The organism is Streptomyces yaizuensis, assembly GCF_034961445.1.
In the GTDB taxonomy this organism is placed as follows: Bacteria; Actinomycetota; Actinomycetes; order Streptomycetales; family Streptomycetaceae; genus Streptomyces; species Streptomyces yaizuensis.
This window is the reverse complement of record NZ_BSBI01000015.1, coordinates 115,461-129,247: the sequence shown is the minus strand read 5'-3', so window position 1 is coordinate 129,247 and position 13,787 is coordinate 115,461. Positions and strand designations below refer to the sequence as shown.

Sequence of the window (13,787 nt, the reverse complement as noted above, 5' to 3'; positions counted from 1 at the left end):
CGGGGGCGCGATCCGGCCGGTGCGGGGGCGCGACCGGGACGGTCCGGGCGCCCGCCTAGACTTCCCGGCATGCGTAGCGAGTCCGTCGTCCAGATCCAGGGCCTGGTCAAGCGGTACGGCTCCAAGACCGCCGTCGACGGCCTCGATCTCGACGTCGACCAGGGCCGGGTCACCGCCGTCCTCGGCCCCAACGGAGCCGGCAAGACCACCACCATCGAGACCTGCGAGGGCTACCGCCGCCCCGACGCGGGCACCGTGCGCGTCCTCGGGCTCGACCCCGTCGCCGACGCGCCCCGGCTCCGCGCCCGGGTCGGTGTCATGCTCCAGTCCGGCGGCGTCTACACCACGGCCCGCGCCGGCGACATGCTCCGCCATATGGCGAAGCTGCACGCCCACCCCCTCGACGTGGACTCCCTCATCGAGCGGCTCGGACTCGACGGCTGCGGCCGCACCCCCTTCCGCCGGCTCTCCGGCGGCCAGCAGCAGCGGCTCTCCCTGGCGATGGCCCTCGTCGGCCGGCCGGAACTGGTCTTCCTGGACGAGCCCACCGCCGGACTCGACCCACAGGCCCGCCGCGCCACCTGGGAACTCGTGCGCGAACTGCGCGCCGACGGCGTCTCCACCGTCCTCACCACCCACGCCATGGACGAGGCGGAGGAGCTGGCCGACGACATCGCCATCATCGACGCCGGCCGGGTCATCGCCCGGGGCACCCCCGAGCAGCTCTGCCGGGGCGGCGCCGAGAACACCCTGCGGTTCACCGGACGCCCGGGACTCGACCTCTCCTCCCTGCTCAAGGCCCTGCCCGACGGCAGCGGCGCCGACGAACCCGCCCCCGGCGGATACCGGATCACCGGCAGCGTCGACCCCCAGCTGCTGGCGACCGTCACCTCCTGGTGCGCGCAGCACGGAGTCATGCCCGACCGGATCTCGGTCGAGCGCCACACGCTGGAGGACGTCTTCCTGGAACTCACGGGCAAGGAGCTGCGCGGATGACCGCCGGTACGTTCACCCCCCGGCCGGGCGCGGCCCCGGTCGGGCGCATGATCGCGGCACAGACCGCGTTCGAGACGAAGATGCTGCTGCGCAACGGCGAACAGCTGCTGCTCACCATCGTCATCCCGTCGCTGCTGCTCGTCCTCTTCTCCACCGTCGACATCGTGGACACCGGCTCGAAGGAGCCCGTCGACTTCCTCGCCCCGGGGGTGCTCGCCCTCGCGGTGATGTCCACCGCCTTCACCGGCCAGGCCATCGCCACCGGCTTCGAGCGGCGGTACGGGGTCCTCAAGCGGCTCGGCGCCTCGCCGCTCCCCCGCTGGGGCCTGATGTGCGCGAAGACGCTGTCGGTGCTCATCACCGAACTGCTCCAGATAGCCCTGCTGACCGCGATCGCGCTGGCGCTCGGCTGGTCCCCGGCCGGTGACCCCTTCTCCGTCCTGCTGCTGCTCGCGCTCGGCACCGCAGCGTTCAGCGGACTGGGGCTGCTGATGGCCGGCACCCTGCGGGCCGAGGCGACGCTCGCCGCCGCCAACCTGGTCTTCCTGCTGCTGCTCATGGGCGGCGGGGTGATCGTGCCCCTGGACCGGTTCCCGGACGGGGCCGAGCAGGTGCTCTCCCTGCTGCCGATCTCCGCCCTCTCGGACGGGCTGCGCGACGTCCTCCAGGACGGGCAGTCGCTGCCCTGGGGCGCGCTGGGCCTGCTGACGGCCTGGGCGGTGGCCTCGCTCGCGGCGGCGGCCCGCTTCTTCCGCTGGGAGTGACCCGTCCCGGCCGCCGGGAGTTCCCCGTCCTTGGGGAGTTCCCCGGCCTCGGGGAGTGAGCGGCGCACGGCGCCGGAGTCTTCCCCGGCGGCCCGCACCCGCGCCAGTATGAGCCTGCGCAAGATCGGCCTTGGTGGGGCCGGTCCGCGCGCCCGGCGCAGGGAGGCCCGATGGAGCGCACCGCCGCACTGCGGCTGGACGCGGAGTGGACCAAGGTCAGGACCGGGCGGGCGGGAGTGCCGCCCGGTGAGCGCGAGCGGATGCTGCTCGACCTGATATCGGCCCTCACCCCGCACGCCACGAACGATCCCGACCTCACCGCCCGGCTGAGCCTGCGCTACGCGGACCTCGCCCGGCACCACTTCGACGCGGGCCGCCGGGCGAAGGCGCTGCGCGCGGTCGCCGAGGCGATCCGCCGTTGTGCCGGACCGGCCCGGCATGACGAGGAGCACGCCCGGTGGTACGCGCGGGCCCTGCTCAGCCAGGCCGTCTACCTCGCCGAACCGCTCAGCGACGAACTGGGGCTGCCGCGCTACGCCTTCCCGGAGCGGGGTGAGCGGCCGCCCGCCGGCGCCCGGGCGGACGGGCTCGCGGCGCTGGACGCGACCCGGCGGGCCCTGGCGGTCTGGGAGGGCCTGGACAGCGGCGATCCACGCAACCGCGAAGGACTCGCGCAGGCCCGCGCCTTCCTCGGCGACCGTCTGGAGGAGCTGGGCGACCCGGTGACGGCGGTGGCCTGGGCGGTGCGGGCGGAGCGGGAGTTCGAAGCCCTCCAGGAACAGGAACAGGAGCGAGGGCGGGGGCAGGGGCAGGGCACGGACACCACCGACGACACCGACGGCACCGACACCGCCGACGACCCGCTCCCCGGTATGGCCGGCTCCCGCCACGCGAACACGCTGGAGCACCTCTCCGACCAGCTCACCCGGCGGCTGCGGCGGTGCCGTTTCCAGGGCGGCCTGACCCGGCTGCGGGCCGAGGACCTGCTGCCCGAACGGCTGCTGCCGCTGGCGGTGGTGGCGGCACGGGTCGCGGGCGTCGCCCAGGGGACGATCGCCCGGGAGCTGCGGGTACCCCCCGCCGAGGTGGCCCGGATCCTGCGGGCCCACTGCTGGCGCGCGGTCTGGCGGTTCGACACCCGCGCCGCGCCGGACACCCCGTGGACCCCGATGCCGTACCCCTGGCGCGGCATGGACGCGGTCACCGACCGCAGCGCGGCCGAGGTGGCGGCGGAGCTGACGGACGCCCTGCTGACCGGGCCCGACCGGCCCGGGGAGGCCACGCACTGGCGGATCGCCGTCTGGTGGGAGGACGAGGGCCGCCCGGAGGGGGCGTGTTTCCGCCGTACCCACACGCCGCCGCACGGCCCCGGACTGCCCCCGGGGACGTACGCCGACGGCGGGCTCGCACCGCGCGGCACACCGCAACCGCCCCCCTAGTGAAAACATGCACAAGACCCGTCCTACGATGGAGCGCGTGCAGACCCCCCTCGCCCACATCGCCCGGCGCTGGACGCCCGCCCCCGCCACGGTCCGGCGGGCCGCGCTCTCCGCAGTCGTGATGACTGTCGTCATCATCGTCACCGGTGGCGCGGTCCGGCTGACCGGTTCCGGTCTCGGCTGCGACACCTGGCCCAAGTGCACGGACGACAGCCTCTTCGCCACACCCGAGCAGGGGCTGCACGGCGCGATCGAGTTCGGCAACCGGATGCTGACCTATGTGCTGTCGGCCGCCGTGGGCTGGGCGATCATCGCCGCCCGCTCCGAGAAGCCCCGGCGCCGCTCGCTCACCCGGATGGGCTGGGCGCAGTTCTGGATCGTCATGAGCAACGCGGTGCTGGGCGGCATCACCGTCTGGGCCGGTCTCAACCCCTGGACGGTGGCGGGCCACTTCCTCCTCGCGAACGCGCTGCTCACGGTGGCCGTGATGACCTGGCACCGCACGGGCGAGGGCGACGGGGCCGCCCGGCCCCGGGTGCCGCGCGCGGTCGGCCGGCTGGCGTGGGCCATCACCGTCGTCTCCGGTCTGCTGATCGTCCTGGGTACGGCGGTGACCGGCGCGGGCAAGCACGCCGGCGACAGCAGCGACATCGCCCGGATGCCGTGGGACTGGGCCAAGGCGGCGCAGCTGCACGCCGCGTCGGCGTGGGTGGTCTGCGCGCTCGCCGTCGCGATGTGGCTCGTCCTGCGGTCGGTGGCCGCGCCGGACGACATCCGGGCGCGCACCCGTGATCTGCTGATCGTGCTGCTGGCGCAGGGCGGGATCGGCTATCTCCAGTACTTCACCGGGGTCCCCGAGATCCTGGTGGGCGCGCACATGCTGGGCTCCGCGCTGATGTGGATCGCGGTGGTGCGGCTGCTGCTGAGCGTGCGCGAGCGCCCGGCGGCCCCGGCGGCCGAGATGCCCGCTCCGGCGGGCCCGGAGCTGTCCCGCGTCTGAGCCCTCCGGGCGCCGGTCCACCCCGAGCAGCCCGTGCTCGTACGCGTGCCCGGGTCGTCCCCGGGCCGACCGCCGCCCCAGGCCGATGACGACACCGGCGCGCTGCTCACCCCGGCGGGCCCTGAGCCGTCAGTCCGTAGACCCGGCGGGCGTTGCCCGCCGCGAGCAGCCCGGCGACCCGTTCGGCGTCCCGGGCCGACCAGGCCCCGTCCGCGACCCAGCCGCCGAGGACCCGGCCCACCGCCTCGCGGAACAGCCGGGCGGCCACGACGTGCAGCTCCGGCAGGCCCCGGGCGCCGCTGGAGAAGAGGAGCTTGCCGAAGGGGGCCAGTTCCAGGGTCTCGGCGAGCACGGCGGCGGCCCGTGCCCCGGTGGTGGCGAGCGCGGTGCCCAGATCCGCGTACACATGGGGGAAGAGCCCGGTGAGCCGGGCGGCGGCCCGGTGGTGCGGGGAGCCGTGGAGCAGGATCAGCGGGCCTCCGGCGCCCGCCGTCGCGGCGGCGAGGTCCGCGAGGGGCATCGGGTCCGCGTCGCCCAGGTGGAGCTGGACCGGGCGGCCGGAGCCGACGGCCGTCCACAGCGCGTGGCGTAACAGGACCGGGTCGGGGGTGTCCCCCGGGTGCCGGGCGGCGAGCCAGTGCCCGGCGGCCCGGCGTACCTCCCCGGGGCCGGGCGGCCCCGGCATCGTGGCGAGTTCGGCCCGTACCACCGCGGAGAAGGCGAAGGCCACGGCGGTCGCGGCGGCCGCGTGCACGGCCCCGGCGAGTCCCGAGAGGAGTTCGCCGACCGTGCCGGAGCGGTCGGCGACGGTCCTGAGCAGTGGTTCCAGCCGGACGATCTCATGGGTCTCGGCCGCTGCCATCGCCGCCAGCTCGGGCGGCGGGGTGAGATCCCCGGCCAGGCCCGTGTCGACCAGATGGACGCCGATGCCGCTGCCGCGCAGCAGCCGCCGGGCCGTCTCGGTCGCGCCCAGCTCGCGCCGCCGGGCGAGATAGCGGGCCGGGGCGCAGTGCGGCTCCAGACCGAGGAGCGGCGGGCACCAGCGGCGTACGGCGAACCCGGTCTGGGTGTCGAAGAAGGTGGTGCCGGGCGCGGGCGGGGCCCCCGTGGGGGAGAGCTGTGCCTCGAAGGTGCCGAGGCCCAGTTCGCTGCGGAGCACGCCGTGGCAGTGCTGGTCCACGAGGCTCGGTGTGTCGATCATCGGGGCTCCCCGGTCGGCGGCGACGGCGCGTGCGCGATCGTCAGCAGTGGTACCCCGCCCGGGTTTGGGTCACCCGTTGGAGGGGCCACCGACCTGGATGCCCGCCATCCGGGTCCACTCGTAGGGGCCGGTACGGACCTTGGCGGCCATCTCGCCGTCGAAGGCTTCCCTCAGGGTGAGTCCGGCCTTCTCGGCGGCGGCCGCCGCGATGTCGTGGGTGGGGGCGACCAGGTCGCCCCAGGCGCCGTCGGCGCCGACGAGGACGATCCGGGTGCCGGCCTGGCCGATGTACGCGAGCTGTCCCTCGGCGCCGCCGTGGGCCCCGGCGAACGCGGTGATCTCACGCGCCAGCCTGGCGGCCCTGCGCTCGGCGTGCTTGGTGTCTGCCATGATCGGATGCTACTCGCGGGTAGAGCCGGGGGCCATGGCCGGGGAGGGTGACGGCGGCCACGGCCCGGGGCACCGGGCGAGAAGGCGTCAGCGCAGGAAGGGGTCGACCGCCACGGCCACGAAGAGCAGCGACACATAGGTGATGGACCAGTGGAACAGGCGCATCTCCTTGAGCTTGCCGCCCGTCACACCCGCCTTGGCCCGGTTCTGGAGGGCGTGCGCCTCCCAGAGCCACCAGCCGCCGGCGGCCAGCGCGACCGTCGTGTAGAACCAGCCGGTGTAGCCCATCGGGGTGAGCAGCAGGGAGACGGCGACCATCACCCAGCTGTAGAGGACGATCTGGCGGGCGACCACCTTGTTGGAGGCGACGACCGGCAGCATCGGCACGCCCACCCGGGCGTAGTCCTCCTTGACCTTCATGGAGAGCGGCCAGTAGTGCGGCGGCGTCCAGAAGAAGATGACGAGGAAGAGGACGACGGCGGCCCAGGAGACCGAGTTCGTCACGGCCGACCAGCCGATGAGCACCGGCATACAGCCCGCGATGCCGCCCCAGACGATGTTCTGCGAGGTGCGCCGCTTGAGGATCATCGTATAGACGACGACGTAGAAGAGGAGCGCGCCGAGCGCCAGCCAGGCGGAGAGCCAGTTGACGGTGAGGCCGAACCAGAGGGTCGAGACCACCGCGAGGGAGAGGCCGAAGACCAGGCCTTCACGGGGCGAGATCAGGCCGGTGACCAGCGGGCGCTGCGAGGTGCGGTCCATCAGCGCGTCGATGTCGCGGTCGATGTACATGTTGAGCGCGTTGGCGCCGCCAGCGGAGAGATAGCCGCCGAAGCAGGTCGCGAGGACCAGGGTGAGGTCCGGTACCCCTTGCGCGGCGAGGAACATCACCGGCACTGTGGTGATGAGCAGCAGTTCGATGATCCGCGGCTTGGTCAGCGCCACGAACCCCATGACGCGAGCGCCGAACGACCGGCGGCCGGGGCTCGTCCCGAGTTCCCCCGCGGCCCCGTGGGTATGAGAGATGTCCCCACCCACTGGACGGGATTCGACGGCCGTCACGCACACCCCTGACAGAGACTCCAGCAAGTCCTGGCCGCATGCGGACATACATGAAGGCCCGGTTAATGACTTGCGCGTACGACGCCACTGTAGAGGCTGCCCCCGTGTCGCTCCGCACGGGGGTGGGGTCGTGTTGAGCGGCGGTCCGCGGCCCCGGGGACCACTGTCGCGGAGGGGCCGTGCGCCGTGTCGCGGGTAGGCTCGACAACGCCCGGTGGCTCCTTGCGCCGCCGGGAAACACGACATGGAGCATGTGGAGAGGAGCCCTGACCCAGGGTGAGCACCGAGCCGACCACCACAGACCTCGACTGGACCGATCTGGACCAGCGGGCCGTCGATACCGCCCGCGTCCTGGCCATGGATTCCGTACAGAAGGTCGGCAACGGCCACCCCGGTACGGCCATGAGCCTGGCCCCCGCCGCGTATGTGCTCTTCCAGAAGCTCATGCGCCACGACCCCGCCGACGCGGACTGGACCGGCCGTGACCGTTTCGTCCTGTCCGCCGGCCACTCGTCACTGACGCTCTACATCCAGCTCTACCTGGCCGGGTACGGCCTGGAGCTGGACGATCTGAAGGCGTTCCGCACCTGGGGTTCGAAGACCCCCGGCCACCCGGAGTACGGCCACACCACGGGGGTGGAGACGACCACCGGGCCGCTGGGCCAGGGTGTCGCCAACGCCGTGGGCATGGCGATGGCCGCCCGCTACGAGCGCGGCCTGTTCGACCCGGAGGCGCCGGCGGGCACCTCGCCGTTCGACCACACCATCTGGGCCATCGCCGGTGACGGCTGCCTCCAGGAGGGCATCTCGGCCGAGGCGTCGTCGCTCGCCGGGCACCAGAAGCTGGGCAATCTGGTGCTGCTGTGGGACGACAACCACATCTCGATCGAGGGCGACACGGAGACGGCCGTCTCCGAGGACACCCTGGGGCGGTACGAGGCGTACGGCTGGCACGTCCAGCGGGTGGAGCAGCAGGCCAACGGCGACCTGGACCCGGCGGGTCTGTACCGGGCGCTGAAGGCGGCGCGGGAGGAGACGGAGCGTCCCTCCTTCATCGCCGCGCGCTCCATCATCGCCTGGCCCGCGCCGCACGCGCAGAACACCGAGGCCGCGCACGGCTCGGCGCTGGGCGACGAGGAGGTCGCGGCCACCAAGCGGGTGCTGGGCTTCGACGTGGAGCAGAGCTTCGAGGTCTCCGACGAGGTCATCGGGCACACCCGGCAGGCGCTGGACCGGGGCCGTGAGGCCAAGGGCGAGTGGGAGAAGACCTTCGCCGCCTGGCGCACCGCCAATCCGGAGCGCGCCGCCACGTTCGACCGGATCCGCGCGGGCGAGCTGCCGGCGGGCTGGGAGGAGAAGCTGCCGGAGTTCGAGCCGGGCAAGGGCGTCGCCACGCGTGCCGCCTCCGGCAAGGTCCTCCAGGCGCTGGGCGCGGTGGTGCCCGAGCTGTGGGGCGGCTCCGCCGACCTGGCCGGCTCGAACAACACCACCATCGACAAGACGTCGTCGTTCCTGCCGGTGGGCAACCCGCTGCCCGAGGCCGACCCGTACGGGCGCACCGTCCACTACGGCATCCGCGAGCACTCGATGGCCGCGGTCATGAACGGCATCGCGCTGCACGGCAACACGCGCATCTACGGCGGCACCTTCCTGGTGTTCTCGGACTACATGCGCAACGCGGTGCGGCTGTCGGCGCTGATGCACCTGCCGGTGACGTACGTGTGGACGCACGACTCGATCGGTCTGGGCGAGGACGGCCCGACCCACCAGCCGGTGGAGCACCTGGCGTCGCTGCGGGCCATCCCGGGGCTGAACATCGTCCGTCCGGCGGATGCCAACGAGACGGCGATCGCCTGGCGCGAGATCCTCAAGCGGTACACCAAGAAGTTCGGAGTGGGTGCCCCGCACGGGCTGGCGCTGACGCGTCAGGGCGTGCCGACCTACGCGCGCAACGAGGACGCGGCACGCGGCGGGTACGTGCTGTTCGAGGCCGACGGCGGAGCGCCGGAGGTCGTGCTGATCGGTACCGGTTCGGAGGTGCAGCTCGCCGTCGAGGCGCGGGAGCGGCTCCAGGCCGAGGGCGTGCCCACGCGGGTGGTCTCGATGCCGTCGGTGGAGTGGTTCGAGGAGCAGGACCAGGAGTACCGGGACGCGGTGCTGCCGCCGGCCGTCAGGGCGCGGGTCGCGGTCGAGGCCGGCATCGGGCTGACCTGGCACCGGTACACCGGGGACGCGGGCCGCATCGTCTCGCTGGAGCACTTCGGTGCCTCGGCCGACGGGAAGGTCCTCTTCCGCGAGTTCGGCTTCACCGCCGACGCCGTCGCCGCCGCCGCCCGGGAATCTCTGGCCGCCGCAGCGCGCTGACGCTGAACAGCCGATACATCCACGCATACATGTTCCAGCAGGAGATGCAGACTCTTATGACAGACGCACTCAAGCGCCTCTCCGACGAGGGCGTCGCGATCTGGCTCGACGACCTGTCGCGCAAGCGGATCACCTCGGGCAATCTGGCCGAGCTGATCGACCAGCAGCATGTGGTCGGTGTGACGACCAACCCGTCGATCTTCCAGAAGGCGATCTCCGGCGGCGACGGCTACGAGCAGCAGCTCACCGAGCTGGCGACCCGCAGGGTCACGGTCGACGAGGCCATTCGCATGATCACCACGGCGGACGTCCGGGACGCCGCCGACATCCTGCGGCCGGTCTTCGACGCGACCGGCGGCCTGGACGGCCGGGTCTCGATCGAGGTCGACCCCCGGCTCGCCCACCACACGGCGGCGACGGTGGCCGAGGCCAAGCAGCTGGCCTGGCTGGTGGACCGCCCCAACACCCTGATCAAGATCCCGGCGACCAAGGCCGGTCTGCCGGCCATCACCGAGACCATCGGCCTGGGCATCAGCGTCAATGTGACGCTGATCTTCTCGCTGGAGCGCTACCGCGCGGTGATGGACGCCTACCTGGCCGGTCTGGAGAAGGCCAAGGAGCGCGGGCTCGACCTCTCGAAGATCCACTCGGTGGCGTCCTTCTTCGTCTCCCGGGTGGACACGGAGATCGACAAGCGCATCGACGCCCTGGGCACCGACGAGGCGAAGGCCGCGCGCGGCAAGGCCGGTCTGGCCAACGCCCGGCTGGCCTACGAGGCGTACGAGGAGGTCTTCTCATCGGAGCGCTGGGCCCCTCTGGACCGGGCGGGTGCCAACCGCCAGCGTCCGCTGTGGGCGTCGACCGGTGTGAAGGACCCGGCGTACAAGGACACCCTGTACGTGGACGAGCTGGTGGCCCCGGGCACGGTCAACACCATGCCGGAGGGCACCCTCCAGGCCACCGCCGACCACGGTGTGATCACCGGTGACACGGTGCGCGGCACGTACGAGCAGTCGCGTGCGGAGCTGGCGGCCGTCGAGGCCCTCGGCATCGCGTACGACGAGGTCGTGCAGCTGCTGGAGGACGAGGGCGTCGAGAAGTTCGAGGCGTCCTGGAACGATCTGCTCAAGTCGACCGAGGCGGAGCTCAAGCGCCTCGCCCCTTCGGAGGGCTGAACCACCTTGTCCGGTACTGGCGAAGCCAACCCGCTTCGTGACGCCGCAGACCGACGGCTCCCGCGCATCGCGGGGCCGTCGGGCCTGGTGATCTTCGGTGTCACCGGCGATCTCTCCCGCAAGAAGCTGATGCCCGCGGTCTACGACCTGGCCAACCGCGGTCTGCTGCCCCCAGGTTTCTCCCTCATCGGTTTCGCCCGCCGTGAATGGCAGGACGAGGACTTCGCCCAGGAGGTGTACGAGGCCGTCAAGGAGCACGCCCGTACCCCCTTCCGGGAGGAGGTCTGGCAGCAGCTCAACCAGGGGATGCGTTTCGTCCAGGGCGACTTCGACGACGACGACGCCTTCGAGACCCTGAAGAAGACCATCACCGAGCTGGACCAGGCCCAGGGCACGGGCGGCAACTTCGCCTTCTACCTCTCGGTGCCGCCGAAGTTCTTCCCCAAGGTCGTCCAGCAGCTCAAGAAGCACGGACTGGCCGAGAAGGAAGGTTCCTGGCGCCGCGCGGTCATCGAGAAGCCGTTCGGGCACGACCTGGCGTCCGCCAAGGAGCTGAACCAGGTCGTCCATGAGGTCTTCCCCTCGAACGAGGTCTTCCGGATCGACCACTACCTGGGCAAGGAGACCGTCCAGAACATCCTGGCGCTCCGGTTCGCCAACACCCTCTTCGAGCCGATCTGGAACCGGTCCTACGTCGACCATGTCCAGATCACCATGGCCGAGGACATCGGCATCGGCGGCCGGGCCGGGTACTACGACGGCATCGGCGCCGCCCGCGACGTCATCCAGAACCATCTGCTCCAGCTGCTGGCGCTGACCGCGATGGAGGAGCCCGCCTCCTTTGACGCGGACGCGCTCGCGGCGGAGAAGGTCAAGGTCCTGGGCGCGGTGCGGCTCCCGGCCGACCTGGGCGAGACCACCGTGCGCGGGCAGTACGCGGCCGGGTGGCAGGGCGGCGAGAAGGCCGTCGGCTACCTCCAGGAGGAGGGCATCGACCCGTCCTCCAAGACCGACACGTACGCCGCCATCAAGCTGGGGATCGACAACCGGCGCTGGGCCGGGGTGCCGTTCTATCTGCGGACGGGCAAGCGTCTGGGCCGCCGGGTCACCGAGATCGCGGTGGTCTTCCAGCGGGCGCCGCACTCCCCCTTCGACCACACCGCGACCGAGGAGCTGGGGCAGAACGCCCTGGTCATCCGGGTCCAGCCGGACGAGGGCGTGACCCTGCGCTTCGGCTCCAAGGTCCCGGGCACCTCGATGGAGGTGCGGGACGTGTCGATGGACTTCGCCTACGGCGAGTCCTTCACGGAGTCCAGCCCGGAGGCGTACGAGCGGCTCATCCTCGATGTGCTGCTCGGCGACTCCAACCTCTTCCCCCGGGTGGAGGAGGTGGAGCTGTCCTGGAAGATCCTCGACCCGATCGAGGCCTTCTGGGAGAAGAACGGCAAGCCCGCGCAGTACGCGTCGGGGACCTGGGGCCCCATCGAGGCGGACGAAATGCTCGCACGAGACGGACGGAGCTGGCGTCGGCCATGAAGATCGACCTTACGGACACCACCTCCAGCAAGATCAACAAGGCGTTGGTGCAGGGGCGCCGGGCGATCGGCACCCCCGCCGTCGGCATGGTCCTCACGCTGGTCATCGTCACGGACGAGGAGAACGCGTACGACGCCCTGAAGGCGGCCAACGACGCGTCCCGCGAGCACCCCTCGCGCACCCTCGTGGTCATCAAGCGGGTCTCGCGCACCCCCCGGGCCCGGGCGCAGGCCCGCCTGGACGCCGAGGTCCGCGTCGGCGCCGAGGCCGGCACCGGCGAGACGGTGATCCTGCGGCTGTACGGGGAGGTCAGCGAGCACGCCCAGTCGGTCGTGCTGCCGCTGCTGCTGCCCGACGCGCCGGTCGTCGTCTGGTGGCCGGTGAACGCGCCGCTGGACCCGGCGAAGGACCCGCTGGGCGCGCTCGCCCAGCGCCGGGTGACCGACACCTACGCCTCCGAGCAGCCGATCCGCGAACTGTCGGCGCGCGCCGAGGCGTACACCCCCGGCGACACGGACCTGTCCTGGACCCGGATCACGCCCTGGCGCTCGATGCTCGCCGCCGCGCTGGACCAGGTGACGTGCCGGGTCAACGCGGTCGAGGTGGAGGGCGAGGAGTTCAACCCGAGCGTGGAGCTGCTGGCCATGTGGCTGGCGGACCGCCTCGGCGTGCCGGTGTCGCGGGCCCTGTCCGCGGGGCCGGGGCTGACCGCCGTACGGCTGGAGACCAACTGCGGCCCGATCGTCCTGGACCGGGCGGACGGTTCGCTGGCGAACCTCTCCATCCAGGGGCAGCCGGACCGCGCGGTGGCGCTCAAGCGGCGCGAGACCGCCGAGCTGATCGCGGAGGAACTGCGCCGGCTCGACCCGGACGACACCTACGCCTCGGCCCTGCGGTACGGGGTGGACCGGCTCAACGAGGCGGACCCGGTCTCCCCGGCGCCCGCAGCGCCCGAGCCGGTCGCCGACGCGGCGGCCGACGACGCCGGGGCCCCGGCGAAGAAGGCCGCGAAGAAGGCCCCGGCCAAGAGGGCGGCGACCGCGTGAGCACCCCCCAGCTGGTGGTCCACCGGGACAAGGAGCTGATGGCGCAGGCCGCGGCGGCCCGGCTGATCACCCGGATCGTGGACGCGCAGTCCGCGCGGGGCTCGGCCTCGGTGGTCCTGACGGGCGGGCGCAACGGCAACGCGCTGCTGGCCGCCCTCGGGACCTCCCCGGCCCGGGACGCCGTCGACTGGCAGCGGCTCGACCTGTGGTGGGGCGACGAACGGTTCCTGCCGGACGGCGACCCCGAGCGCAACGCGACGCAGGCCCGCGAGGCGCTGCTCGACAGCGTTCCGGTGGATCCGGCACGGGTGCATGTGATGCCCGCGTCGGACGGGGTGTACGGCGGGACCACCGGCGACGCCGACGCGGCGGCCGCCGCGTACGCGGCCGAGCTGGCCGCGGCGGCGGGCCCGGAGGACCACGGCCCGGTGCCGGTCTTCGATGTCCTGCTGCTGGGCGTCGGCCCGGACACCCATGTGGCCTCGCTCTTCCCCGAGCTGCCGGCGGTCCGGGAGACCGAGCGCACGGTGGTCGGGGTGCACGGAGCGCCCAAGCCGCCGCCGACCCGGATCTCCCTGACGCTGCCGGCGATCCGCGCGGCGCGCGAGGTCTGGCTGCTGGCGGCCGGCGAGGACAAGGCGAAGGCCGTGGCGATCGCGCTCTCGGGCGCGGGCGAGATCCAGGCCCCGGCGGCGGGCGCGCGCGGCCGCAGCCGCACGCTGTGGCTGCTGGACGCGGCCGCCGCGAGCGAACTGCCGCGCGGGCTCTACCCTCCGGCGTCCGCCTGAGCGACACCCGAAGGGGCCCGGTACGC

General features: G+C 72.7%; 12 protein-coding genes. 9 read left to right on the top strand and 3 right to left on the bottom strand.

The annotated features are described in order from the left end of the window. Positions 1 to 69: 69 nt before the first annotated feature. The 4 genes from SYYSPA8_RS30310 (at position 70) to SYYSPA8_RS30295 (ending at position 4,199) form a co-directional block, all read left to right on the top strand. Complete coding sequence (locus SYYSPA8_RS30310) at positions 70 to 996, top strand: ABC transporter ATP-binding protein (protein WP_323450586.1); 927 nt, start codon at positions 70 to 72, stop codon at positions 994 to 996. Continuing rightward, entirely contained in the window at positions 993 to 1,760 is a 768-nt protein-coding gene (locus SYYSPA8_RS30305; protein ID WP_323450585.1) for an ABC transporter permease, read from the top strand. The genes SYYSPA8_RS30310 and SYYSPA8_RS30305 overlap by 4 nt, the downstream gene beginning before the upstream one ends. 170 nt (positions 1,761 to 1,930) lie before the next feature. Then, entirely contained in the window at positions 1,931 to 3,199 is a 1,269-nt protein-coding gene (locus SYYSPA8_RS30300) for a hypothetical protein (protein WP_323450584.1), read from the top strand. Between the two features lie 7 nt (positions 3,200 to 3,206). Next, positions 3,207 to 4,199, top strand: coding sequence for a COX15/CtaA family protein (locus tag SYYSPA8_RS30295; RefSeq protein WP_323450583.1), 993 nt, complete (start codon positions 3,207 to 3,209; stop codon positions 4,197 to 4,199). A 106-nt stretch (positions 4,200 to 4,305) separates the two neighbouring features. On the opposite strand, the gene SYYSPA8_RS30290 is transcribed toward SYYSPA8_RS30295, so the two are convergent. From SYYSPA8_RS30290 to SYYSPA8_RS30280, 3 genes are all read right to left on the bottom strand, one after another. After that, on the bottom strand, positions 4,306 to 5,400 hold the full coding sequence (locus SYYSPA8_RS30290; protein ID WP_323450582.1) for an amidohydrolase: 1,095 nt from the start codon (positions 5,398 to 5,400) through the stop codon (positions 4,306 to 4,308). A 69-nt stretch (positions 5,401 to 5,469) separates the two neighbouring features. Continuing rightward, positions 5,470 to 5,790 (bottom strand): hypothetical protein, encoded by a 321-nt coding sequence (locus SYYSPA8_RS30285; RefSeq protein WP_323450581.1) that lies wholly within the window; start codon positions 5,788 to 5,790, stop codon positions 5,470 to 5,472. A gap of 87 nt (positions 5,791 to 5,877) precedes the next feature. Next, complete coding sequence (locus SYYSPA8_RS30280; protein WP_407706114.1) at positions 5,878 to 6,900, bottom strand: heme o synthase; 1,023 nt, start codon at positions 6,898 to 6,900, stop codon at positions 5,878 to 5,880. Positions 6,901 to 7,128: 228 nt separating this feature from the next. Here SYYSPA8_RS30280 and tkt point away from each other — a divergent pair, with 228 nt between their 5' ends. From tkt to pgl, 5 genes are read left to right on the top strand one after another with little or no spacing between them, the layout of a single operon-like run. After that, positions 7,129 to 9,216: a transketolase gene (gene tkt / locus SYYSPA8_RS30275; RefSeq protein WP_323450579.1), complete on the top strand. Its 2,088-nt coding sequence runs from the start codon at positions 7,129 to 7,131 to the stop codon at positions 9,214 to 9,216. A gap of 56 nt (positions 9,217 to 9,272) precedes the next feature. Beyond that, positions 9,273 to 10,391: a transaldolase gene (gene tal, locus SYYSPA8_RS30270; protein WP_323450578.1), complete on the top strand. Its 1,119-nt coding sequence runs from the start codon at positions 9,273 to 9,275 to the stop codon at positions 10,389 to 10,391. A 6-nt stretch (positions 10,392 to 10,397) separates the two neighbouring features. After that, entirely contained in the window at positions 10,398 to 11,927 is a 1,530-nt protein-coding gene (zwf, locus tag SYYSPA8_RS30265; RefSeq protein WP_323450577.1) for a glucose-6-phosphate dehydrogenase, read from the top strand. Further along, positions 11,924 to 12,973: a glucose-6-phosphate dehydrogenase assembly protein OpcA gene (gene opcA / locus SYYSPA8_RS30260; RefSeq protein WP_323450576.1), complete on the top strand. Its 1,050-nt coding sequence runs from the start codon at positions 11,924 to 11,926 to the stop codon at positions 12,971 to 12,973. The genes zwf and opcA overlap by 4 nt, the downstream gene beginning before the upstream one ends. Further along, positions 12,970 to 13,761, top strand: a complete 792-nt coding sequence (gene pgl, locus SYYSPA8_RS30255; protein WP_323450575.1) for a 6-phosphogluconolactonase — start codon at positions 12,970 to 12,972, stop codon at positions 13,759 to 13,761. The genes opcA and pgl overlap by 4 nt, the downstream gene beginning before the upstream one ends. Positions 13,762 to 13,787: the final 26 nt, after the last annotated feature.

Bases quoted from the DNA above. Each gene is read 5' to 3' on its own strand.
- SYYSPA8_RS30305 (WP_323450585.1), top strand. From the start codon at position 993: ATGACCGCCGGTACGTTCACCCCCCGGCCGGGCGCGGCCCCGGTCGGG.
- SYYSPA8_RS30285 (WP_323450581.1), bottom strand. From the start codon at position 5,790: ATGGCAGACACCAAGCACGCCGAGCGCAGGGCCGCCAGGCTGGCGCGT.
- SYYSPA8_RS30290 (WP_323450582.1), bottom strand. From the start codon at position 5,400: ATGATCGACACACCGAGCCTCGTGGACCAGCACTGCCACGGCGTGCTC.
- SYYSPA8_RS30310 (WP_323450586.1), top strand. From the start codon at position 70: ATGCGTAGCGAGTCCGTCGTCCAGATCCAGGGCCTGGTCAAGCGGTAC.
- SYYSPA8_RS30300 (WP_323450584.1), top strand. From the start codon at position 1,931: ATGGAGCGCACCGCCGCACTGCGGCTGGACGCGGAGTGGACCAAGGTC.
- tal (WP_323450578.1), top strand. From the start codon at position 9,273: ATGACAGACGCACTCAAGCGCCTCTCCGACGAGGGCGTCGCGATCTGG.
- SYYSPA8_RS30295 (WP_323450583.1), top strand. From the start codon at position 3,207: ATGCACAAGACCCGTCCTACGATGGAGCGCGTGCAGACCCCCCTCGCC.
- SYYSPA8_RS30280 (WP_407706114.1), bottom strand. From the start codon at position 6,900: ATGTCCGCATGCGGCCAGGACTTGCTGGAGTCTCTGTCAGGGGTGTGC.
- opcA (WP_323450576.1), top strand. From the start codon at position 11,924: ATGAAGATCGACCTTACGGACACCACCTCCAGCAAGATCAACAAGGCG.